Genomic DNA, 21671 nt, shown 5'->3' with positions numbered 1-21671 from the left:
CCTAGTCCAATCCCTGATCGACCCAGTTCCTGATCGCGGCCCAGACCACCGAGAGCGGCAGTGACATGCCCTCGGCCAGGTCCATGGCCGCATCGAGAATCGAGGTCTCATCCTCCAGATCGACGTTCCTGCTGCTGGTCACGGCTTTCCATTGCCGCCAAAGTTCGGTGTCCTGGGTCTCGTCCAGGACGGGGTGGCGCCCCTTGCGCTTGGGCAGGCCGAGGATCTCCCGCCGCAGGGCGACTTCCTGATGGGTCAGGCCATAGAAGCGGCTGACCATCTCCGTGCTGGCCCCCAGCCGCAGCATGCGATCGACCGTGGCGATTTCCTTCTCCACGTCCTGTGCCTGGTTGAGCAGGCGCTGCAGCACTTCGCGGTTGACCGTGACCGAGCACCACGAGACGCTGGCGTTGGCCAGCACGCTGATCAGCGCGGGGTGCTTGAGCGCATCCAGCTCGGCCTCGCCGAAGCCCATGGCCTTGCAGCGGCGCAGTTGGCCGTTGCGAAGGTCATACAGCGCCTGGGCAATCACGGCCTGGTTGAGCGGATGCGATGTGGACATGCGGCCTCCCTCGCTCACGTCCCGGGCGCCGTGGTGCCGGCTTCCAGGTCCAGCAGACGCCGGGCCAGGCGGAGCAGCCGAAATAGCTTGACCAACGCCGTGTCGCTCAAGCGCCTTGTGCAGTCGCCGTGGTGTTGACCCTGGCCGTGCAGCAGTGCTGGCAAGTCGGCGGCGAGCTGCGCGCCATCCACGCCCGCTTCAGCAGTGGGCTGACCCGTCAGAGTGATGAGCAGCGCCAGCACCGCCCGGCCGAGCGGCGATGGTGCATGGGCGGGCGCGCAGCAAACGAAGCCGATGCCATCGGAGCGATCCTCGATGCACTCGTCCAGGGCTGCCTCCCCGGCGATCTCGCGCGCGAACTGCGCGATGTGGATGCGCAGCCGATCGGGCGTGTCCAGGCCGGCGTCGATGTACCAGACGTCGGAGATCGGATAGAGCCCGCCGGCTTGCACCGGGATGGACTGCAGCACGCTCGCCGAGAAGTCGGGCGGCAGCGCATCGCCCAACTGGTCGGCAACCATGCGCTGGATCGACTGCAGCCGTTCGGTCGTCGGTGCCGGCGAGACGATGTGCTCGAGAAGCAGATCGCCTGGTGCGGCCGTGGGGCTTTCCGTTGTCGTCTCTCGGGCCGTATCCTCGCGCAAGGTGGGCTCGGACGCCGGAGGGCTGGCGGGTGGAGGACTGGCCGCCGCTGCAGGCTTGGCGATGGACGATGCTACGCCCGGGGGAGGCGGCGTGCCGGCGGTGGGCGAAGGCAACGCCGGCGGCGCCGCAGGTGGCGTCGGGTCACTGACCAGCGCCCGGTGGCGGCTTTCCGATTCGGTCAGGTCCAGCGCCAACACGTCGTAGCCGATGCCCAGCAGCTCGGACATCTGGCCGATCAGCTCGTCCTGCACGCGCTGCGGCGCGAACTCGTCGCCCTGCGTGTCGAACTGCGCCAGCACCTCCTGAAAGAAGCTGTCGAAGTCCAGCGGCAGCGTGCGGTCCTTGGCATAGTGCTCCCAGGTGCGCTTGCAGGCCGTCCGCATGACCGACAGCCGCTCGACCTGGTGGCGCCCCAGGCCGCCATAGAGCACAGTGGGAATGGCGGGCAGCAGGTAGCGCACCGCGTCGGCCATGCGGGTGATGTGCGACCGCTGGACGGGGAACCCATCGGCCGCCAGGCGGCGGGCCAGTTCCGACTGGCTCAGGGCGGCGCTACTCTCCTGCTCGTAGAACTCGCGTGCTTTCTCGACGCCGAGCGCGCGCTCGATGAACGTGAGGCCACCGCGCAGTTCGTTCTCGGCAAGATGCCCGGTCAGCGCGACGATTTCACCGCGCTCCGGCCATGGCCGAAACAGGCACGATATGCGGAAGAAGCGTTCGTCCTTGGTCTCCGACCAGAGTTCGCGCAGGATCGCCAGCCGCGTGTTGCCGCCGTTGCGGATGATGTAGTGGTCCTCGCCGGGCCGGCGGGTGATGGCTGGCGCCGCGTCCAGGCCGCGCTCGCGGATGGACGCCTTGATTTCCTCGTAGGCGGGGTTGCGCTTCATGCGCGGGTCATGGTCGTAGGGCCGCAGCTGGTCCAGCGTCACGACCATGGGCGTGTCCGCGATCGGGTCGCTCAAGGCCGTAGCCGCTGGGCCGCTGCGCTCGAAGCCGGCCGCGAGCAGCTTGCCGGCCATGTCCTGCGAGGTCATGTCAGCCATGGCCGCACCCCTCGCAGTCCCCACGACCGCCGGCCGGCGCCATGCGGGCCTCTCGCTCGGCGCGGCGGATCTGCGCACGGGCGTTCAATTCGGCCCGGTGGTCGCTCGCGGTCGAACTGGTGTAGATCGCCGCGCAGCCGGCCTTGGTGAACTTGAGGTGCCCGCCCGGCGTGCGCTTGACGTGCCAGCCTTCACCGACCGCGAACTCGATCAGCGCGCGCAGCCGCTTGTGGCCGCGGGCCAGTTCATGTGCGTTCGCCATGGGACCTCCCGGCATCAAGAGGACGTGGCGGGCGACCGGACATTGCGGCAAATCTGTCCTGCCATTGCGGGAACAGCTCGCTTGCGAGCGCGCGCATCGTGTCGAGCGAGGCCGGCGCGACCCTGCCGGGCGGCTGGCGGTGCTCGACCCGATGCACCGGCAGGCCGCGCGTCGCGGCGCGCGGATAGGCTTCGATGGCTGGCACGTCGGTGGCGAGCACGCGGATGCCGGCATGGTCTTGGAACAGGTCGCGCAGGGCCTGCTGGATCAGTCGGGCGTTCGCCGACACCGGGTGGACGCGGTTGATGAGCAGGTGCAGCGGCGGCGGTTCGATGCCCAGGTGCCGGTACGGCGCGATGTCTTCGAGCAACTGCATGGTGCCGCGTCGAAGCTCCCGGGCCGCGAGGATTTCCGGCGTGACGGGCGACAGCGCAAGGTCGGAGGCGAGCACCGCCATCTCCAGCAGCACGGAACGCGCGCCCTGGGTGTCGATCAGCACCAGGTCGTAGAGGGGAGCAAGTGCTGGCAGCAGATGCCGCAGCCGCAGGCGGCCATCCGGCGCATGCAGCAATAAGGTGTTCAGCTCGCCCCGGTGGTCGTTGGACAGCACCAGGTCCAGGCCCGCGATGATCGTGCGGGACACGAGCTGGCCAAGGTCGCGCTCGTTGAAGGCCAACAGCTCATAGATGCCGCCCGGCGCGCGCTGGGTCAGTTCGTAGTAGGAGGACAAGGTGGGCTGCACGTCGAGATCGAGCAGCAGCACGCGCAGGCCCGCGTCCGCGGCGAGCCCGCCCAGGTTGGCGGCCGTCGTGGTCTTGCCGACGCCGCCCTTCGTTGAAATGATGGATACGACCTGCATGGCGCTCTCCGGCTGGGAATGGGAAGTCCGCGGGAGAACGGGTCAGGTCCGGTGGTTGAGGCGCTCGGCGATCCACTGGTCGATTTCGATCGAATCCCAGCCGACGGCGCGCACGCCCAGGCGCAGCGCCTGGGGAAACTGGCGCTTCTTCATCAGGTTGTAAATGTGGGCGCGTTTGAAGCCGGACTTGGCTTCGACTTCATCGAGCCGCAGGATGCGGCGCTCGTTCGGCGGGAGTACAGGGGGCTGCGACATGGCGGTCACTCCTGAACGCTCGGTGGCGTTTGTTGGCGTGACCTTTATTCAATAGACCTGGCTGCGGAAAGACATTGCAAATGCAATCTCCGCGGTTGCACATACAAGCTGGAAAAACCTCATGCGCTTGCGCTACGGACGTACTTCCTGGCGTTGGCGAACTTGCCGTTCAAGGTTCGCTCCGTGATGCCCATGGTGCCGCCGAAGTGGGCGACCAATGCCGAGACGAGTGCCTCCTGTGTTTTGAAGCTGGAATAGGGCACACCCGAAGGGGACTGGCCCAGCATCAGCGTCAGCATCCCGCCGATGATGTTGAGATACGTCGTCTCCGCTCGCTCGCTGATCTCGCATTGCTTGGAAGCCAGCAGCGCGGTGGACTGCTTGAGCAAGGTGTCGCGCTGCTCCTGCAATTCCTGCATCTGGCGACGCGCATGCTCCAGGGCCGCCTGAAGGGCCAGTCGCTCGATCAGGATCGCCTGTCCTGTTTCCAAGGTGATAAAAGGATGCGCCATGCGTTCGCCACGGCTGAACAGGAATCCTGGCCGGTGCTCGGGATAGTGGTTGCGCATCCAGCGCTTCAGATCGACATGGCGAACGGTCAGATCCGGCGACTGCAGCAGCTTCGGATCATTGAGCGTGATGCCGTTCTGGCCGTAGGGCAGCTCCCCGTTGAGGATGCCGTCATAGATACGCTCCGAGTACAGCCGGCACTCATTCCATCGCGGGCAATTCAACGATGGAGGCAGGAAGCGCGGTGACGCGATCGCAGCCAGGATCATCGGCAGGTACCGCAGCAACCCGGCCCACCGTATGGCAGCCTCGATGGGACGATAGAACACCTTCGATGTTGGAATGTCCTTGTGCATGTCTTCGTCTCCTTTCGGAAGCGCTACATCACCGGCTCCTTTCTTGCCCTGCCAAGGGCTGCTGTGTCGTTATGACCTTCCGCGGGTGCCTGGGAAGATGCCCTGAACGTAGACGGGCGAGGTGATTGGTTTGGCGTCCGCTGTAGGTGGCCTCGTCTTGCTCGTTGTGCAAGAATCGATCGGTTGCCGGCCCATCGAGCGATGAGGACGAAAGCTCGATATTGGCGCTCACGGTACCAGCGTCATGCGCTGCGCTGTTCCCCGCAAAACCGATTTGGTATGGTCTGATACGGCGATGGTTTCAGAAGCTGCGATCAACGGCTTCTGTTCTCCGGGACCTAGGGTCGGCAGAGAAAATCCGGCGGTGTCATATCTGCCCCGGATGCTGATATAGCGATATAGCATCACCCGCGCAGGTCCAGATGACTGCCAACCTGAGATTCGATGCTCACAAGTCCGTAGCAGTTGGTCTACTTGCTCTCTGGTTTCGAGACTGGAAGTGTTGTCGTCCGGTCCGAGGTAGATGGGCGGGGTGATGAATGCCCTGGCATTCCAGGAAGTGGCTTTGCCTAACATGCTCATGGTAAAATTCCCCAGGCTTACTTTGGAATTCCGTTCGGGTGTACTCGGGCCGAGTTCTGGCTTTTAAATTCAACACTTTGGTCTGTCCATGACCCGTACCGCTTCGACCAACATCGCTCTGTGGTGGCGCTTCCAATAGGAAGCGGCATGTCGTTGCGGTCTTGACCGCACCTTGCCGCCGTACCGGCAGGCAAGGTTTCAAGAAGGCTCCCCGGCACGGCGGCTCCAAGATTTGAGGAGATTGCCCGATGCCCTTGGCACCCCAGCCCCGTCGTAGAACTGATGCCCCGCGCGCTGTGTCGCCGCGAGGGGTAGGTCTGTCCGCCCAGTCTCAGCACTTGGCCCTGGCATGCGGGCGCCGTCGCTGCGTCAGTACACCGCACTGGCGCACGCCAAGACATCTCTCAGGAGCCCTTGCTACCTTGAGCCAGCACATGCTCGCGCTTCGTCCATCGCAATCAACTGTCGATGTGTGTAATAAAGTGGGTAATGGAGGTTGTGTGTAATGGAAAACATTAATGAAATCAAGGACTTAGAATCATGAGACTCCTGATGATCGACAACTACGACAGCTTCACCTACAACCTCGTGCAGTACCTGCAGACGCTGGGTGCCGAGGTGAAGGTGGTGCGCAACGACGCGATGAGCGTGGACGAGATTGCCGCGCAGAAACCCGAGCGCATCGTCATCTCGCCCGGCCCGTGCACGCCCAACGAAGCGGGTGTGTCGCTGGAGCTGATCCAGCGGCTCGGCCCGACCACGCCCATCCTCGGCGTGTGCTTGGGCCACCAGGGCATCGGCCAGGTCTATGGCGGCGACGTGATCCGTGCCGGCACCATCATGCATGGCAAGACCTCGCCGATCCGGCATGAAGGCAAGGGCGTGTTTGCCGGCCTGCCGGACCGTTACCAGGCCACCCGCTACCACTCGCTGGTGGTGGACAAGGCCACGCTGCCGGCGTGCCTGGAAGTGACCGCCTGGACCGAGAACGAGGATGGTTCCATGGAAGAAGTCATGGGCCTGCGCCATCGCGAGTTCCCGGTCGAAGGCGTGCAGTTCCACCCCGAGTCGATCCTGACCGAGCATGGCCACGCCCTGCTGAAGAATTTCCTGCAAGGACACCGCGCATGACCTTCACCCCCCACGAAGCGCTGCAGCGGACCATCGAACACCGCGAAATCTTCTTCGACGAAATGGTCGACCTGATGCGCCAGGTGATGCGCGGTGAGGTCTCGCCGGTGATGACCGCGGCGATCCTCACCGGCCTGCGGGTCAAGAAGGAAACGGTCGGCGAGATCGCCGGTGCGGCCACGGTGATGCGCGAGCTGGCCCTGGCGGTACCGGTACAGGACAAGTCGCACCTGATCGACATCGTCGGCACCGGTGGCGACGGCTCGCATACCTTCAACATCTCCACCTGCGCCATGTTCGTGGTCGCTGCGGCTGGTGCGCGGGTTGCCAAGCACGGCAACCGCAGTGTGTCCTCCAAGTCCGGCAGCGCCGACGCAGTGGAAGCGCTGGGTGCGGTCATCGAACTGCGCCCGGAAGAAGTGGCGCAGGCGATTACGGAAACCGGTATCGGCTTCATGTTCGCGCCGATGCACCACCCGGCGATGAAGGTGGTGGCGCCGGTGCGCCGCGAGATGGGCGTACGCACCATCTTCAACATCCTTGGTCCGCTGACCAATCCGGTCGGTGCCACCAACGTGCTGATGGGCGTGTTCCATCCCGACCTGGTCGGTATCCAGGCGCGCGTGCTGCGCGAGCTGGGTGCCGAGCGCGCCATGGTGGTGTGGGGCCGCGACAACATGGACGAGATCTCGCTGGGCGCCGGCACCCTGGTCGGCGAGCTGCGCGATGGCAAGGTGCGCGAGTACGAGATCCATCCGGAAGATTTCGGCATTGCGATGTCGGCCAGCCGCAACCTCAAGGTGAGCGGTCCGGAAGAGTCCATCGCGATGCTGCGCGGGGTGCTCGACAACGAGCCGGGCCCCGCGCTGGACATCGTGGCGCTCAACGCCGGCGCGGCGCTTTACGTGGCCGGCGTGGCCAGCAGCATCGCCGACGGCCTGGCCCGTGCCCGCGCCGCCATTGCCGATGGCAGCGCCCGCCAGCGCATGCACGACTACGTGGACGCCACCCGGCGCATCCGCACGGCGGGCTGAGCCCGCCTTCACGCATCACCCGGGGCTGGCCGATAATGGCCGCCCTGAAGGACCCCGAACGACATGAGCGACAAGAGCGACATCCTCGAGACCATCCTGGCCCGCAAGGCCGTAGAAGTGGCCGAGCGCCGTGCGCGGGTGCCGCTGGAAGCGCTCCAGGAACGCCTGGCCACGGCGCCGCCGGTCCGGGGGTTCGCCGATGCATTGCGCGCCTCCATCGCCGCCGGCAACCCGGCGGTGATCGCCGAGGTGAAGAAGGCCAGCCCGTCCAAGGGCGTGATCCGCCCGGACTTCCACCCGGCCGACATCGCGGTGAGCTATGAGTTCGGCGGCGCCAGCTGCCTGTCGGTGCTGACCGACGTGGACTTCTTCCAGGGCGCCGACGCCTACCTGCAGCAGGCGCGCGACGCGTGCACGCTGCCGGTGCTGCGCAAGGATTTCGTGATCGACGCCTACCAGGTGTACGAAGCGCGCGTGCTCGGCGCGGACTGCATTCTGCTGATTGTGGCCGCCCTGGAAGACCGCCAGCTGGCCGAGCTGTCCGACCTGGCGATGCAGCTGGGCATGGACGTGCTGGTGGAAGTGCACGATATCGACGAACTGGAGCGCGCCATCCAGGTGCCGGTGCCGCTGATCGGGATCAACAACCGCAACCTGCGCACCTTCGAGGTGTCGCTACAGACCACCCTGGACATGCGCCAGGCCGTGCCGCGCGACCGCCTGCTGGTCACCGAAAGCGGCATCCTCGGCCCGGACGACGTGACCCTGATGCGCAACGCCGGGGTGCATGCGTTCCTGGTCGGCGAGGCCTTCATGCGCGTCGAAGAACCCGGCGAGGGCCTGCGTCAGCTATTCTTCAGCGCATGACAGCGAACTACCCGACTCCGCACGACGACGCGCCGCTGGTGGTCTTCGACTTCGACCACACCCTGTACGACGGCGACTCCGGCAGCCACCTGTTCGCCTCGCTGATCAAGCGCAACCCGTTGCGGCTGCTCGCCGCGCTGCTGGTGACCCCGGTCGCCGGGCCGCTGGTGGCGATGCTGCCGACGCGGCGTACCGGCATCTCGGTCTATGTCTGGATCGCCACGTTCGGCCTGCACCGTGCGCGTGAATTCAACCGGGTGATCGACGCCTACGTGCTCAAGCACGAGGCGCAGCTGCGCGCCAAGCTGCTGCCGCAGGCGCTGCAGGTGTTCGCCGAACACCGTGCCAAGGGCGACCGCGTGGTGGTGGCAACCGGCGCACCGCCGGAGCTGGCCCGCGCGATCCTGGCGTTCGTGGCCCACCAGGGCGTGCCGGTGATCGGCAGCGAAGTCGGGCCGCGTTTTGGTGCGGTGGGCGCCACCCGGCACTGCCACAACGAAGAAAAGATGCGCATGCTGCGCGAGCGGGGCTACGGCGACATCGACGTAGCCTATTCGGACAGTACCGCCGACCTGCCGCTGCTGCTGGCCGCGAAGGAGCCGGTGGTGGTGAACCCGAAGGTGTCCAAGGTGGCCTACTTCCGCCAGGTCCTGAAGCCCGGCACCCGGATCCTCAACTGGGGTTGCGTGGATAGAGGCGGTGACCGGGGTTAACCCAACCACCCCTTCAACGCATGGCCGATCTGGAACAGGCTGATCGACAGCACCAGCACGCCCACCGCGATCAGCACCCAGCGTTCCTTCACGCGCTTCACCAGCAGGGCCGCCAGCGGGGCGGCCATCATGCCGCCGATCAGCAGGCCGGCCACGATGTTCAGGTACTGCAGTCCCATCGAGAGCAGGAAGGTGATCGACACCGCCAGGGTCACCACGAACTCGGCGGCATTGACCGTGCCGATCGTGGTGCGCGCCTGACCGCCGCGGGCGAGCAGGGTGGAGGTGGCGACCGGACCCCAGCCGCCGCCACCGCTGGCGTCCAGCAGCCCGGCGAAGAAGCCCAGCACCGGCACCCGCTTCACTTCCTGGCGCGGCACCAGCCGCCCGGCCGCGCGCAGCAGGATGAACACCGCCAGCACCAGCAGGTAGCCATAGATGAAGGGGCGGATCGCCTCACCCGGCAGCTGGGTCAGTACATAGGCGCCGACCACCCCTCCCACCGCGCCGGGCAACGCCAGGCGCAGGAACAGGCGCTTGTCCACGTTGCCCGCCACCAGGTGTGACACCCCGGAGGCGCCTGTCGTGAACACCTCGGCGGTATGCACGCTTGCGCTGACCGCCGCCGGGGGGATGCCCATGCTGAGCATCACCGACGAGGACACCAGCCCGAACGCCATGCCCAGCGCGCCGTCGACCAGCTGCGCGCCGAGGCCGATCAGGATGAACCAGTAGAATTCGCTGCCAGGTGCCATGCATTCAGCCTACCGGCACCGTGTGAAGGGCACTGTCATGCCCCACCGTACGGCCGGCCGTGGGCCGGCAACCGGAATCAGCGCGTCCCGTACAGGACAACGGTCTTGCCGCGGGCGTGCAGCAGCCCGTCGCTCTGCAGCTTCTTGAGCACCCGCCCGGCCATTTCACGCGAACAGCCCACCAGCCGCGCCAGCTCCTGGCGGGACACGCGCAGCTGGGTGCCCTGCGGATGGCTCATGGCTTCGGGCTCACGGGCCAGGTCGTGCAGCGTGCGCACGATGCGGTCGGTGACATCCAGGAACGCCAGCCGGCTGGCCTTGCGGCTGGTGTCCAGCAGGCGCTTGGAGACCTGCTGGCCCAGCGCGTAGAGCAGGCGCGGGGCGTCGGTGGAGAGCGGCCCCAGGAACAGCTGGTGCAGCCGCTCGTAGCTGATCTCGGCCAGCTCGCACGGGGTGCGGGTGCGCAGGATCACCTCACGGCGCTCGGTCTCCACGAACAGGCCCATCTCGCCCACGAACTCGCCCGAGCCGAAGTAGCCCAGGACCAGTTCGCGGTCGTCCTCTTCCTCGGCAATTATGGAAACCGAGCCGCTGATCACGTAGTACAGGGTGCCCGCGGGGTCGCCGGGGCGGAAAACATCGGTGCGGCCTGGGTAGCGGCGTCGGTGGCTGTGGGCCAGAAAGCGATCTATGGTGGCGATGTCCAGGGCCAATGGACTCGTGGCAAGGCGCACAGATGACACGTTGAGGCGCTCCCTTTGCTCATGAACAATTCACGGCTATGTGCCGCGAGCTTAACGATCAGGGTTGTGAAGGGCAAACCCCAACACAGCAACTTGTTTCAATGCAAGTTTCGCCCTCGATCAGTTTGCCCCATAATTGTTCCTTTCCCACCACACACAGGATCGACCGCCGTGGTCAAGCCGTTGCCTCGCCTGAGGTTGCAGGGTTTCAACAACCTCACCAAGGCGCTGAGCTTCAACATCTATGACGTGTGTTACGCCCGCACCGAAGAGGAGCGTCAGCGTTACATTGAATACATCGATGAAGAGTACAACGCCGATAGGCTGACTCAAATCTTGACCGATGTCGCTGAGATCATCGGCGCCAACATCCTCAACGTCGCGCGCCAGGACTACGATCCGCAGGGCGCTTCGGTGACGATCCTGATCTCCGAAGAGCCGGTGATCGACAAGAAGCTGGCGGGCAAGGAGTTGATCTCCGACGCCGTGGTAGCGCACATGGACAAGAGCCACATCACTGTCCATACCTACCCCGAAACCCACCCGCAGGAAGGCATCGCCACGTTCCGCGCGGACATCGATGTGGCTACCTGTGGCGTGATTTCGCCGCTGAAGGCGCTGAACTACCTGATCGAGAGCCTGGAATCGGACATCGTGATCATGGACTACCGCGTCCGTGGCTTCACCCGTGACGTGAAGGGCAAGAAGCACTTCATCGACCACAAGATCAACTCGATCCAGAACTTCCTGGCCAAGAACATCAAGTCGCGTTACGAGATGTTCGACGTCAACGTCTACCAGGAAAACATCTTCCACACGAAGATGCACCTGAAGGACTTCGACCTGGACCAGTACCTGTTCGAAGAGAAGGCCAAGAACCTGTCGTTCAAGGAACGCATGAAGATCGAAGCGCTGCTCAAGCGTGAGATCGAAGAGCTGTTCCACGGGCGCAATCTGTCCGAGTAATACACGCGACACCCGCCCGGTCCTGGCCCGGGCGGTGCTGCACAAGGCGGGACGTCCCGCCCTGTGGAACATCTGTTTTGCGCAGAGTTGTTGTTCCACGGCAAGCTACCGATGACGGTCCGGTGTGAAGACACCGGGCCGTTTTGTTTTTGTTTAGGAGGCAATCCCCATGCCCTGGATCTATCTGCTGCTGGCCGGCCTGTTCGAAATCGGCTTCGCGCTTGGCCTGAAATACAGCGACGGCTTCACCAAGCCCTGGCCGACCGTGGCCACCATCATCTCGGCGGGCATCAGCCTGTACCTGCTTACCCAGGCCCTGCGCACCATCCCGGTCGGGACCGGTTACGCCATCTGGACCGGGATCGGCGCGTTGGGCGTGGCGATCCTCGGCATCTTCCTGTTCGGCGACAGCGCCTCGGCGCCACGGTTGGCGTGCATCGGCCTGATCGTGGCGGGCGTGATTGGATTGAAGCTGGTTTCCGGCTGACCGTCGTGCGTTACAACCGGTACGCGATGGTCTTCATTGCCTTGGAAGCCAACGCCATCACCCCCGGAATCGGGAACGGCAGCTTGCGCGCACCGGCATGCTCGGCATGGTCGGCGTGGCGGGCCTCGTCGATCTTCATCACCTTGAGGATCTCGCGGCTGCGCTGGTCGGCCGGGGGCAGGGTGTCGAGGTGCTCATCCAGGTGGGCTTCCACCTGGCGCTCGGTTTCGACCACGAAGCCGAGGTTCCAGCCGTCTCCGCGCAGGCCGGCCAGGGTGCCGATGGTGTAGCTGCCGGCATACCAGATCGGGTTGAACAGGCTGGGCCGGCTGTCCAGCTCGCGCAGGCGCTGCGCGCACCAGGCCAGGTGGTCGGTCTCTTCCTGGGCCGCCTCGAGCAGGTGGGCGCGGGTCTGCGGCTCCTGCGCCACGGCCGCCTGGCCGAAGTACAGGCCCTGCGCGCAGACCTCCCCGACATGGTTGATCCGCATCAGGCCCGCTGCATGGCGGCGCTCGGCGCCGGCCAACGGGGCCTCGTCGGTGGCCTCGGCCGGGTAGGGTCGGCTCGCGGGCGGGTTGCCGAACACCGTGTCCAGGGCGCGCTGGGCCTCGGTCAGCAGGTGGTCGAGCGGGGTGATCTGGCGGTTCGCGGTCATCCGGGTGGGCATCGCGGCGGCGGGGGAAGGGTGATTCTCGCCCATTTGCATGGTCAAGGGTTGCACTGTACAATCCCGCCTCTTCACAACGCGTGGCAGAGTTCCGGCCGCTCCATGGCCGCAATGAGCCCGACCTACCTGAGTTCCTTCATGAGCACTTTCACTGCAAAGTCCGAGACCGTCCAGCGCGACTGGTATCTCGTCGACGCCTCCGGCAAGACGCTGGGCCGTCTGTCCACCGAGCTGGCCCGCCGTCTGCGCGGCAAGCACAAGCCGGTCTACACCCCCCACGTTGATACCGGTGATTACCTGGTTGTCATCAATGCAGAAAAGATTGCCGTCACCGGCAACAAGCTGCAGGACAAGCTGTACCACCGCTTCACTGGCTACATCGGCAACCTGAAGACCGAAACCCTGGCCCAGGCGCTTGAGCGCCACCCGGAACGCGTCATCGAAACCGCCGTCAAGGGCATGCTGCCGAAGGGCCCGCTGGGCCGCGCCATGTACCGCAAGCTCAAGGTGTACTCGGGTTCCGAGCACCCGCACGCCGCTCAGCAGCCCCAGGTTCTGGATATCTAATCATGGCTATCACTCAAAACTACGGCACCGGCCGCCGCAAGTCCTCCACCGCCCGCGTGTTCCTGCGCAAGGGCGCCGGCAACATCACCGTCAATGGCCGTCCGCTGGACGAGTTCTTTGGCCGTGAGACCGCACGCATGATCGTGCGTCAGCCGCTGGAACTGACCAAGAACACCGAATCGTTCGACATCATGGTCACCGCCGCTGGCGGCGGCACCACCGGCCAGGCCGGTGCGATCCGCCTGGGCATCGCCCGCGCGCTGGTCGAGTACGACGAAACCCTGAAGTCCGAACTGCGCAAGGCCGGCTTCATGACCCGTGACGCCCGTGAAGTCGAGCGTAAGAAGGTCGGCCTGCACAAGGCACGTCGCGCCACCCAGTTCTCCAAGCGCTGATCCATCGCGCCTGGCGTGGGATCCTTCGGGATCCCGCTGGGAGGAAAGCAAAAGCCCGGCTTCGGCCGGGCTTTTGTCGTTTCAGCGGGGTCAAAAGGGTTCAGACCGCGCCCGGCTCGCCCTTGGCCTTGCTGCGCGGCCAGTAGCCGCCGCCGCGCTTGGGCGCCGGAGCGCGCTTGCGCGGACGGTCGTGCCCGGCCGCATTGCCGGGCATCCAGGCTTCCTGTGCGGACCTGGGCATCGAATCCACGCCGGTGCCGGCCACGCCCCGCGCCAGCGGCGCCAGGTGGCGCAACGCGCGCGCATACACGCCGCGCTTGAACATCACCACGTGTTCCACCGGGTACCAGAAGTCCACCCAGCGCCACTGGTCGAACTCGGGGCTGTCGGTATGGTCAAGTTTGACGTGCGATTCGTCGCCGGCCAGGCGCAGCAGGAACCAGACCTGCTTCTGGCCGATGCAGACCTGCTTCTCATTGCGGCGGATGGCACGGGCGGGCAGACGATAGCGCAGCCAGCCGGGTGTCGCACCCAGCACTTCCACGTGCTCGGGCAACAGGCCTGTTTCTTCATGCAACTCGCGATACATGGCTTCGACAGGCGTCTCGTCGGTGTTCATGCCACCCTGCGGGAACTGCCAGCCATCCCGGCGCACACGTCGTGCCCAGAACACCTGCCCGTCCTGCCGCATCAGCACAATGCCGACGTTCGGTCGATAGCCGTCCGGATCGATCACGATGCGGACTCCTAGAAAAATCTACTGGTCGGGACTGTGCCATGCCCGCACTCCACTCACAAGCGCGGTGAAAAAGTGTTGACAGATTCGGTTTACATGTCCAGAATTGCCGGCTCACTAGGGCTATGTAGCTCAGCCGGTTAGAGCACAGCACTCATAATGCTGGGGTCGGTGGTTCGAGTCCACCCATAGCCACCAAGTCCGCTTGGTTTTCTAGTGAAAAAGTGCAACAATTGCACGCAGTTATTGCCCCGTCGCCAAGCGGTAAGGCACCTGACTCTGACTCAGGCATTCGGTGGTTCGAATCCATCCGGGGCAGCCAAATACGAGAGAGACCGATCGAAAGATCGGTCTTTTTTTTTGCCGCCCGGCGGGCAGGCTGAACCGTATCGAGAATGATTCATTCACGGAATTGACAACCATTCTCGTTTCGATTGAAATAGCCAAAGGCCGATCCCGGCCTGCCTGCCGAGTCCGTCCGTGTACGTCTGCATCTGCAATGGGGTTACCGACCACCAGATCCGCGAAGCCGCCCAGAGCGGTGTCGCCAGCGTGTCCGAGCTGACCATGCGCACCGGCTGTGGCGCCACCTGCGGTTCCTGCCTGGACATGGCCGCCGACCTGCTGGCCAAGGCCCGTAACACCCATGACCTGCCATTGCCTGTCCTGGGCCTGGTTGCCTGACGGCAAGCGGTTCTGATTCGCGTTTCATCATGACGGCGCGTGACGCGCTACAGTGCCGGCGTTTTCACGCTGCAGGAGCACGGTCATGAAGGGCGACGCCAAGGTCATCGAATTCCTCAACAAGGTCCTCTACAACGAGCTGACCGCGATCAACCAGTACTTCCTGCACGCCAAGATGCTGAAGAACTGGGGTCTGAAGGAACTGTCCGAACACGAGTACAAGGAATCGATCGAGGAGATGAAGCACGCCGACGTGCTCTCCGATCGCATCCTGTTCCTTGAAGGCCTGCCGAACTTCCAGGCGCTCGGCAAGCTGCGCATCGGCGAGAACCCCACCGAAATCCTGCAGTGCGACCTGGCGCTGGAACGCGAAGGCGTGGTCACCCTGCGCGAAGCGGTGGCGTATGCCGATTCGGTAGCCGACTACGTCAGCCGCCAGCTGTTCGTGAAGATCCTCGACAACGAGGAAGAGCACATCGACTGGCTGGAAACCCAGCTGGAACTGATCGAGCGCATCGGCGAGCCGAACTACCTGCTCACCAAGCTGGAAGAGTGAGTCAGCGCAGCTCGCTGGCGCGCACGCTGGCCTGGTAGCCGGCCAGCGCCAGCCGGGCCCGCGCGTACTCGGCAATCAGCAGCGCCACGGCCACGGCCGGGCGTTCCAGCGTACCGGCGCGGGCGTCGTGTTCAATCCGACGCGCCGCCACCGAGAGCGCCATCGCCCCCACGTTCGCACTGGCCGACTTCAGGCTGTGCGCGAGTGCCCGCAGTCGTTCCAGGTCGGCCTCCACCGAGGCGTCCTGCAACTGGCGGATCAGGGGCGGCGTGTCTTCCAGGAACACCCCGATGATGGTCGCGATCTCCGCGCCGATCACCTCCTGCAGTTCGTCCAGCACCTCGGCGTCGAGCACTGAAGGGCTGGGCTCATCACTGCTATCTAGCAGCGCAGGCGCCATCACCGGCGGCAGCGGCGGGGGACTCGGGGCGGACGGCGCTGCCGCCCGCACATTGCGTGCGTCGGCGGCGTTGTCTTCCATGCGGAACTGCCAGCGCAGCAGGCAGGCCTGCAGCGACTCGCGGTTGACCGGCTTGGACAGGTAGTCGTCCATGCCGGCCTGCAGGCAGCGCTCGCGGTCGCCTGCCATCGCGTTGGCGGTCATCGCCACGATCGGCAGGCGCGTGTGGCCCTGCTCGGCTTCCTGTTCGCGCCAGCGGCGGGTGGCGCTGTAGCCGTCCAGCACCGGCATCTGGCAGTCCATCAACACCAGGTCGAAGGTCTGGCGCTGCAACTGCGCCAGGCCCTGCTCACCGTCGTTGGCGGTGGTGACGGTGCAGCCCAGCACCTGCAGCAGGCGCTGGGCCACCAGCAGGTTGGTGCTGTTGTCTTCCACCAGCAGCAGGCGCAGGCCGAGCTGCGGGGCCTCCACCGGGCCGCTGTACGGCTCCACGCTGGCCAGCAGCGGCGCCGGGCGCGCGCTGACCTGCGCCGGGCGCAGCAGCGCATGCAGCAGCGCCTCGTCGGTGTCGCGCGGCAGGACCTGGGTGTTCTCGCGCAGCAGCGCCGCCAGCGGTTCCTCGCCCTGCAGCCACAGCAGGCGCGGGGTCGGCGTGCGGGCGTCGTGCAGGACCGCGCGATGCAGCGCGGTCGCACCGTGGCGCAGCGCATGCGTATCGGCTATGACCCAGACCAGGTCCGGTTCGATCCCGGGTCGCACCGGCGCGCGCAGGATGTCCAGCGCGGCCGAGGCGCTGTCCACCGTGTGCAGGCGGATGTCGTGGTGCTGCAGCACGCGCTGCAGGCGCTGCACCAGCAGCGGGTCTTCGCTGACCAGCAGTGCACGGGTGGTGGCGGGCACCGCAGGCAGGTCGCCGGCCACCTTGAGCAGCGGAATCTCGAACCAGAACGTGGCGCCGTGGCGCGGGGTCGAACTCACCCCGATCTGCCCGTGCATCAGGTCGATGATGCGCTTGCAGATCGCCAGGCCCAGGCCGGTGCCGCCATAGATGCGCGTGGTCGAGGCGTCGGCCTGGCTGAAGGACTGGAACAGCCGCGCCTGCTGCGTGCCGTCGATGCCGATGCCGGTGTCGATCACTTCGAAGCGCAGCTGGTGTTCGCTGCCGGTCTCGCCGAGGCGGGTCACCTTCAGGCGGATCTGGCCGCGCTCGGTGAACTTGATCGCATTGACCATCAGGTTGCCCAGCACCTGGCGCAGCCGCACCGGGTCGCCACGCACCGACAGCCGCACCGCCGGGTCCAGTTCGAGCGAGACCGCCAGGCCCTTGGCCTCGGCACTGCGCTGCATGAGCTGGACGATGCCTTCGAGCAGCTCGCGCAGGTTGAAGGTGGTGATCTCCAGGTCCAGGCCCTTGGCCTCCAGACGGGAGTAATCGAGGATGTCGTCGACGATCCGCAGCAGCTGCTGCGAGCTGACCGTGGCGGTGGCCAGCATCTGGCGCTGGTCGGTCCCGAGCTGGCCGCGTGCGATCAGGTCGAGCATTGGCAGGATGCCGTTGAGCGGGGTGCGGATCTCGTGGCTCATGGTGGCCAGGAATTCGCCCTTGGCCAACGCGGCCGCTTCGGCAGCCTGCTTGGCCTGCAGCAGCTCCCGCTCCAGCATGTCCTGCTGCTGCACGGCGCGCTGCAGGTGGTCGCGCTCGCCGGCCAGCGCCTCGCTGCGGCGCTGCCCCAGTACCAGCTGTGCCTGCAGCTCGCGCCAACGACCCACGGCGAGCAGCGCGGCGATCACGGCGGCGGCGGCGGTGCCGGCGGCAATCGCCGGCCACGGTCCGTTGGCGCCGGCCAGTGCCATGCCGCTGGCGGTGGCCGCCAGCGCGGCGGCAATCGCCGCCAGCCAGAGTGCGAAGGGAACCCGTCCTTGGGTCGTCATGGTCAGAGCACCGCGTTGTGGAAGTCGAAGTTCAGTTCGCTTCCGGCCGACTGCACCATGTTGCCCTGGATGAAATCGACCCCGCCCATCCACATGGCCGCGGCGGCCTGGGGATCTTCGATCTGCTGGCCGATGATCATCGCGCCGGCGCGATGCGCGGCGTCGATGGCCGCGCGCAGTTCATCGCGGGTCTGCTGGTTGGCATGGCTGCTGGAGAAGCGCGCGGCCATGCGCACGAACGCCAGCGGCAGCTGGTTCAACAGTGCATTGGCTTCGCCACCCGGCTCGAACTGGCTCAGGCAGAAGCGCACCCCGGCCGCGCTCATCCGCGTGCAGAACTGCTGCAGAGTCACGGTGTGGATCAGCGCGTCGGGCAGGCGCACGTCGATGACCAGCGCGCTGCCGGGGAGGTTGCGCTGCTGCAGGGTTTCCAGCAGCCAGTCGGCGAAGGCGTCGCGGGCCAGGGTGCGCAGCGACTGCGACACGAACAGGCTCAGCGGCTGGGTTGCGTGCTGGTACAGGTCGAGCAGGCCCAGTGCATGGTCCAGCACCTGCTGGTCAAGGTCGGCAATGCGCCCGGCGGCTTCCGCGGCCGGAATCACCTGGCCGGCGTTGAGCACGCTGCCATCGGCCTGGCGCAGGCGCAGCAGCACCTGGTACTGGGCGGTGTTGCCACCGGCCACCGCGACGATCGGCTGGTAGGCCGGTTCGAGCTGGCCTTCGAGCATGGCCAGGTGTTCCTGCGCGGCCACGTCTTCCCGCCGCACGTGCGCGGCCACGCCGGACGGCAGCAGGCGCGCCTGCAGGGTGGTGCGCTCCACCGCTTCCAGCGCGGTGCCAGCGTCGCTGAAGCCGCCGGACAATTGTGTATACCCGACCACGCCGCGCAGGTGCACCGACTCTTCGTCGCGGATCACGAACGCGCGGGCGGACAGCTCGTCGCGCAACTGGTGCGCCATGGCGTCCAGGGTGTCCTCGTCCAGTCCCCGCGCCAGCACCAGGAAGCTGTTGTCGTTCAAGCGCGCCAACAGGTGCGGGTGCGCGTTGTCGGCCAGCCGCTGCGCGGCCTGCACCATCAGGCGTTCGAACGCGGCATAGCCGTAGCGTTCGCGCAGGCCCAATGCGCTGGCCACCTCGATGAAGAACAGGCCGCCGTGCTCGCCGTGCGCCAGCGCACCGGTCAGCTGCTGCATCACGTGGTGGCGGGTCGGCAGGCCGGTCTCGGGATTGTTCATCGCAGGGGCGCCCTGGGCGCCGGGCTGCATCGCGGCCTGCGCACGGGCGCGGCGGATCCGGTTGGAGACCGCCGCGATCAGGTGGCGCGGACGGATCGGTTTGCTCAGGAAATCGTCGGCGCCGCTGTCGAGCACTTCGAACTGGCGTTCCGGGTCGGGGTCGCCGCTGAGGAACACGATCGGCAGCAGCTGCTGGCCCGGCTGCTGGCGGATCAGCGCGGTCAGGCGCATGCCGTCCAGGCCCGGCAGGTGCAGGTCCATCAGGATCAGGTCGGGGCGCTGCTCGGTGATCACCTGCTGCACGCCTTCGGCTTCGCTGTGCACGATCGCCTCCATCCCGGCGCCATGCAGCACGCTCTGTGCGAACAGCGCCTGCGAACGGTCGTCTTCGACGATCAGCACGCGGTAGGGGGCCTCGCTGCCCAGCGGCAGCTGCGCGCCGTCGTCCTGCCACTGCGCCGGCGGCAGGACCGGCGGCGTCGGGGCCGCGGGCGCGGCCGTGCCGGCATTGAGCGGGACCACGTTGCTGGGCGGACGCGCCGCAGCGACGGCCTCCGCACTGGCCCAGCGCTGCCAGTGGTCGGCGGGCGGGGTCTCGGCGCGGGTGGCGCGGGTGGATGCAACAGCGTTGTCTTGGACGGCCATCAGTACTCCCTGTCTGCGGCGCAATTATGCGGTATCGCGGGTGGCGGGAACGCGGCTGGCCGGTTGCCGTAGCAGCCAGCGCATGCCCTTCCACAGGGTGCGCCAGACCAGCCAGACCACCAGCGCGCCGATCAGGCTGCAGGCGACCACCACGACCAGCGCCAGCCACGGATGGGCCAGCGCCAGCGCCAGCCCGCCCACCACCACGGTGTCTTCCGCGGCCGAGGCCACCCAGTTGCTGGCCGGCTCGGGCGAGGTGTTGAGCAGGGCGCGGGTGCCGGACTTCAGCCCATGGCTGGCCAGTGCCACACCGGCCCCGGCAGCCAGAGAGGTGGCGCTTAGCTCGCCATCGGGCGACAGCGTGGCGGCGGCCAGGAAGGCGCCGGCCGGCACCCGGGCCAGGGTCTGGACCAGGTCCCAGGCCGAGTCCACCCCGGGAATCTTGTCGGCCACGAACTCGGTCGCGGCCAGCGCCGCCGAGGTGCCCAGCACCCACCACGACTCGGTGGCCTGCAGGGCCGGCGGCAGCTCGACCCAGCCGACCAGGCCGGCCAGGCCAACGCCGAACACGGTCAGGTACACGCGGATGCCGGCCAGCCACGCCAGCAGGATGCCGATCACGAACAGGTGGGCCTCGGTCATGGCAGGCGCTCCGGCGTCAAAGTGTGCACAGGCCCACACTATCGGGGATGACGTCCCTGAACGCTACTGCCCGGGGCGGGGGGTAGGGCGAAATATGTGCCAACCCTGACTTACACTAGGGAGTCGCTCTTTCCGACAGGGGTCGTGTCGGTATCGCCCACGCGGCGCTACCGCCGTAAACGCCATGAACAATCCGACACCTTCGCGTATCCAGATCCGGCGCCCGGGCAGTCCGGTGGGGCCCGATCGCCGCCGCCTGCTGATCCTCGGCGGCATCTGGCTGGCCAGCCTGGTCCTGGCCGTGCTGCTCGGCCGCTGGATGGGCAGCCCCGGCGGCGACGTCGGCCGCCAGCTCGACGCTGCGCAGGCACGTGCCGAAACGCTGCAGAAGCAGGTCACCGACCTGCAGCAGCGCCAGGCCACCCTGCAGGCTTCGGACCGGATCAGCCGCGCCGCCAACAACGAGGTGCAGACCTCGCTGGGCGAGCGCGACGAGGAAATCGCCGGCCTGCGCGCCGACGTGGCCTTCTACGAACGGCTGGTCGGTGCCACCAGCCAGCGCAAGGGCCTGAACACCCATTCCATCGAGTTTTCGCCCGAAGCGGGCGGCACCTGGCAGTACGCCGTGGTGCTGACCCAGAACCTGAACCGTGGCGCGATCAGCCAGGGCCAGATGCGCTTCACGGTGGAAGGCGTCAAGGACGGCAAGTTGACCTCGGTCAGCTGGGACGAGCTGCACCAGCGTACCAAGGTGCCGGGCCAGGATTACTCCTTCCGGTACTTCCAGCAGCTCACCGGCAGCGTCATGTTGCCAAAAGACTTCACCCCGCAACGCGTGCGGGTCACGCTGGGAACCGGCGCGGGGGGCGCCACCCAGGTATTCGACTGGAAGCAGGCCGGCGCACCGGCTGCACCAGCAACGGCAGAAAAAGGGGAGTAAACCCAATGTTTGGCAGCAACAAGTCCAACCGCGACGGGCATCTGGTCGTGGACGCGCTGATCGGCGCGCAGGTGGTGATCCGCGGGGACGTGGAATTCAGCGGTGGCCTGTACGTGGAAGGCACCATCCTGGGCAAGGTGATCGCCCAGGACGGCGCCACCAACGCCACCCTTACCCTGGCCGAACAGGGCAGCATCGAAGGTGAGATCCGCGCCCACGTGGTGGTGCTCAGCGGCCGCCTGGATGGCGACGTGCACGCCAGCGAGCGGGTCGAACTGACCCCCAGCGCCCGCGTGACCGGCAACATCCACTACCAGGTGGTGGAAATGAATGCCGGCGCGCAGCTGACCGGCCGCCTGATCCACGGGGCCGCGCAGATGGCGTTGCCGCCGCCGGCCGAAGAGCCCGCTGTGATCAAGGATGGCAAGGACGGCAACGCCCGCCGGAAGCTCGCCGACGCCATGGCCTGAATGCCGGGCGCTTGAAAGCGTGCCCATGCACC

General features: G+C 66.4%; 26 protein-coding genes and 2 tRNA genes. 14 read left to right on the top strand and 14 right to left on the bottom strand.

Going from position 1 to position 21671, the window contains the following annotated elements; all coding sequences use genetic code 11:
- Nucleotide 1: 1 nt before the first annotated feature.
- The 7 genes from HGB51_RS09340 to HGB51_RS09310 all read right to left on the bottom strand — a co-directional run bounded on the left by HGB51_RS09340 (nucleotide 2) and on the right by HGB51_RS09310 (nucleotide 5074).
- A complete protein-coding gene (locus HGB51_RS09340; protein WP_003050401.1) occupies nucleotides 2-562 on the bottom strand; it encodes a DUF2857 domain-containing protein in 561 nt (186 codons plus the stop codon).
- A gap of 14 nt (nucleotides 563-576) precedes the next feature.
- A complete protein-coding gene (locus HGB51_RS09335) occupies nucleotides 577-2250 on the bottom strand; it encodes a ParB family protein (protein WP_003050404.1) in 1674 nt (557 codons plus the stop codon).
- Nucleotides 2243-2512, bottom strand: coding sequence for a hypothetical protein (locus tag HGB51_RS09330; protein ID WP_003050422.1), 270 nt, complete (start codon nucleotides 2510-2512; stop codon nucleotides 2243-2245). The genes HGB51_RS09335 and HGB51_RS09330 overlap by 8 nt, the downstream gene beginning before the upstream one ends.
- Nucleotides 2496-3371 (bottom strand): ParA family protein, encoded by an 876-nt coding sequence (locus HGB51_RS09325; RefSeq protein WP_003050424.1) that lies wholly within the window; start codon nucleotides 3369-3371, stop codon nucleotides 2496-2498. Before HGB51_RS09325 ends, HGB51_RS09330 begins: the two co-directional genes overlap by 17 nt.
- Nucleotides 3372-3413: 42 nt before the next feature.
- Nucleotides 3414-3626 (bottom strand): AlpA family transcriptional regulator, encoded by a 213-nt coding sequence (locus HGB51_RS09320; protein ID WP_003050427.1) that lies wholly within the window; start codon nucleotides 3624-3626, stop codon nucleotides 3414-3416.
- Between the two features lie 119 nt (nucleotides 3627-3745).
- Nucleotides 3746-4492 carry a hypothetical protein gene (locus tag HGB51_RS09315; RefSeq protein WP_003050429.1) on the bottom strand — a complete coding sequence of 249 codons (747 nt, stop codon included), beginning with the start codon at nucleotides 4490-4492 and terminating at the stop codon, nucleotides 3746-3748.
- A gap of 228 nt (nucleotides 4493-4720) precedes the next feature.
- Nucleotides 4721-5074 carry a hypothetical protein gene (locus HGB51_RS09310; RefSeq protein ID WP_128457255.1) on the bottom strand — a complete coding sequence of 118 codons (354 nt, stop codon included), beginning with the start codon at nucleotides 5072-5074 and terminating at the stop codon, nucleotides 4721-4723.
- 540 nt (nucleotides 5075-5614) lie between these two features.
- Here HGB51_RS09310 and HGB51_RS09305 point away from each other — a divergent pair.
- From HGB51_RS09305 to HGB51_RS09290, 4 genes are all read left to right on the top strand, one after another.
- Nucleotides 5615-6205 (top strand): anthranilate synthase component II, encoded by a 591-nt coding sequence (locus HGB51_RS09305; protein WP_070207880.1) that lies wholly within the window; start codon nucleotides 5615-5617, stop codon nucleotides 6203-6205.
- Complete coding sequence (gene trpD, locus HGB51_RS09300; RefSeq protein WP_070207879.1) at nucleotides 6202-7239, top strand: anthranilate phosphoribosyltransferase; 1038 nt, start codon at nucleotides 6202-6204, stop codon at nucleotides 7237-7239. Before HGB51_RS09305 ends, trpD begins: the two co-directional genes overlap by 4 nt.
- A 63-nt stretch (nucleotides 7240-7302) precedes the next feature.
- A complete protein-coding gene (gene trpC / locus HGB51_RS09295) occupies nucleotides 7303-8106 on the top strand; it encodes an indole-3-glycerol phosphate synthase TrpC (protein ID WP_070207878.1) in 804 nt (267 codons plus the stop codon).
- Complete coding sequence (locus tag HGB51_RS09290) at nucleotides 8103-8819, top strand: haloacid dehalogenase-like hydrolase (protein WP_070207877.1); 717 nt, start codon at nucleotides 8103-8105, stop codon at nucleotides 8817-8819. Before trpC ends, HGB51_RS09290 begins: the two co-directional genes overlap by 4 nt.
- Here the strand turns inward: HGB51_RS09290 and HGB51_RS09285 are convergent.
- Both HGB51_RS09285 and crp read right to left on the bottom strand, forming a co-directional pair.
- Entirely contained in the window at nucleotides 8816-9574 is a 759-nt protein-coding gene (locus HGB51_RS09285; RefSeq protein ID WP_070207876.1) for a sulfite exporter TauE/SafE family protein, read from the bottom strand. The two genes, HGB51_RS09290 and HGB51_RS09285, sit on opposite strands and share 4 nt — an antisense overlap.
- Before the next feature lie 77 nt (nucleotides 9575-9651).
- Entirely contained in the window at nucleotides 9652-10317 is a 666-nt protein-coding gene (gene crp / locus HGB51_RS09280; protein ID WP_070207875.1) for a cAMP-activated global transcriptional regulator CRP, read from the bottom strand.
- Between the two features lie 171 nt (nucleotides 10318-10488).
- Between crp and speD the strand changes: the two genes are divergently transcribed.
- Nucleotides 10489-11283, top strand: coding sequence for an adenosylmethionine decarboxylase (speD, locus tag HGB51_RS09275; protein ID WP_005411315.1), 795 nt, complete (start codon nucleotides 10489-10491; stop codon nucleotides 11281-11283).
- Nucleotides 11284-11452: 169 nt separating this feature from the next.
- A complete protein-coding gene (locus HGB51_RS09270; RefSeq protein WP_070209601.1) occupies nucleotides 11453-11770 on the top strand; it encodes a DMT family transporter in 318 nt (105 codons plus the stop codon).
- Between the two features lie 10 nt (nucleotides 11771-11780).
- Here the strand turns inward: HGB51_RS09270 and coq7 are convergent, their stop codons facing one another.
- Nucleotides 11781-12425, bottom strand: a complete 645-nt coding sequence (gene coq7 / locus HGB51_RS09265; RefSeq protein ID WP_070209600.1) for a 2-polyprenyl-3-methyl-6-methoxy-1,4-benzoquinone monooxygenase — start codon at nucleotides 12423-12425, stop codon at nucleotides 11781-11783.
- A gap of 150 nt (nucleotides 12426-12575) precedes the next feature.
- Here coq7 and rplM point away from each other — a divergent pair, with 150 nt between their 5' ends.
- The gene (gene rplM, locus HGB51_RS09260; protein WP_017354548.1) at nucleotides 12576-13004 is read left to right on the top strand and encodes a 50S ribosomal protein L13; all 429 of its coding nucleotides are present in this window, start codon (nucleotides 12576-12578) and stop codon (nucleotides 13002-13004) included.
- Between the two features lie 2 nt (nucleotides 13005-13006).
- The gene (gene rpsI / locus HGB51_RS09255) at nucleotides 13007-13399 is read left to right on the top strand and encodes a 30S ribosomal protein S9 (protein WP_017354549.1); all 393 of its coding nucleotides are present in this window, start codon (nucleotides 13007-13009) and stop codon (nucleotides 13397-13399) included.
- 100 nt (nucleotides 13400-13499) lie between these two features.
- On the opposite strand, the gene HGB51_RS09250 is transcribed toward rpsI, so the two are convergent.
- A complete protein-coding gene (locus HGB51_RS09250) occupies nucleotides 13500-14135 on the bottom strand; it encodes an RNA pyrophosphohydrolase (RefSeq protein WP_070209599.1) in 636 nt (211 codons plus the stop codon).
- Between the two features lie 121 nt (nucleotides 14136-14256).
- Here HGB51_RS09250 and HGB51_RS09245 point away from each other — a divergent pair.
- The 4 genes from HGB51_RS09245 to bfr all read left to right on the top strand — a co-directional run bounded on the left by HGB51_RS09245 (nucleotide 14257) and on the right by bfr (nucleotide 15375).
- Nucleotides 14257-14333 (top strand) — tRNA-Met (locus HGB51_RS09245).
- 49 nt (nucleotides 14334-14382) lie between these two features.
- A tRNA-Gln gene (locus HGB51_RS09240) sits at nucleotides 14383-14457 on the top strand.
- 158 nt (nucleotides 14458-14615) lie between these two features.
- Nucleotides 14616-14819, top strand: coding sequence for a (2Fe-2S)-binding protein (locus tag HGB51_RS09235; RefSeq protein WP_070209598.1), 204 nt, complete (start codon nucleotides 14616-14618; stop codon nucleotides 14817-14819).
- Nucleotides 14820-14904: 85 nt separating this feature from the next.
- Nucleotides 14905-15375: a bacterioferritin gene (gene bfr / locus HGB51_RS09230; RefSeq protein ID WP_070209597.1), complete on the top strand. Its 471-nt coding sequence runs from the start codon at nucleotides 14905-14907 to the stop codon at nucleotides 15373-15375.
- A gap of 1 nt (nucleotide 15376) precedes the next feature.
- Here bfr and HGB51_RS09225 read toward each other — a convergent pair whose 3' ends face one another.
- From HGB51_RS09225 to HGB51_RS09215, 3 genes are read right to left on the bottom strand one after another with little or no spacing between them, the layout of a single operon-like run.
- On the bottom strand, nucleotides 15377-17671 hold the full coding sequence (locus HGB51_RS09225) for a hybrid sensor histidine kinase/response regulator (protein ID WP_171966830.1): 2295 nt from the start codon (nucleotides 17669-17671) through the stop codon (nucleotides 15377-15379).
- A 38-nt stretch (nucleotides 17672-17709) separates the two neighbouring features.
- Entirely contained in the window at nucleotides 17710-19587 is a 1878-nt protein-coding gene (locus tag HGB51_RS09220) for an EAL domain-containing protein (protein WP_171966797.1), read from the bottom strand.
- A 24-nt stretch (nucleotides 19588-19611) separates the two neighbouring features.
- Nucleotides 19612-20229 carry a DUF4126 domain-containing protein gene (locus HGB51_RS09215; RefSeq protein WP_070208508.1) on the bottom strand — a complete coding sequence of 206 codons (618 nt, stop codon included), beginning with the start codon at nucleotides 20227-20229 and terminating at the stop codon, nucleotides 19612-19614.
- A 184-nt stretch (nucleotides 20230-20413) separates the two neighbouring features.
- Between HGB51_RS09215 and HGB51_RS09210 the strand changes: the two genes are divergently transcribed.
- Nucleotides 20414-21169 (top strand): DUF6776 family protein, encoded by a 756-nt coding sequence (locus HGB51_RS09210; RefSeq protein WP_070208509.1) that lies wholly within the window; start codon nucleotides 20414-20416, stop codon nucleotides 21167-21169.
- 5 nt (nucleotides 21170-21174) lie between these two features.
- Nucleotides 21175-21639: a bactofilin family protein gene (locus tag HGB51_RS09205; RefSeq protein WP_070208510.1), complete on the top strand. Its 465-nt coding sequence runs from the start codon at nucleotides 21175-21177 to the stop codon at nucleotides 21637-21639.
- The last annotated feature ends 32 nt before the right edge of the window (nucleotides 21640-21671 follow it).

It is taken from the genome of Stenotrophomonas bentonitica (assembly GCF_013185915.1).
GTDB classification, from domain to species: Bacteria; Pseudomonadota; Gammaproteobacteria; order Xanthomonadales; family Xanthomonadaceae; genus Stenotrophomonas; species Stenotrophomonas bentonitica.
The sequence above is the reverse complement of the archived record's forward strand: the minus strand, read 5'-3'. Positions and strand labels throughout refer to the sequence as shown.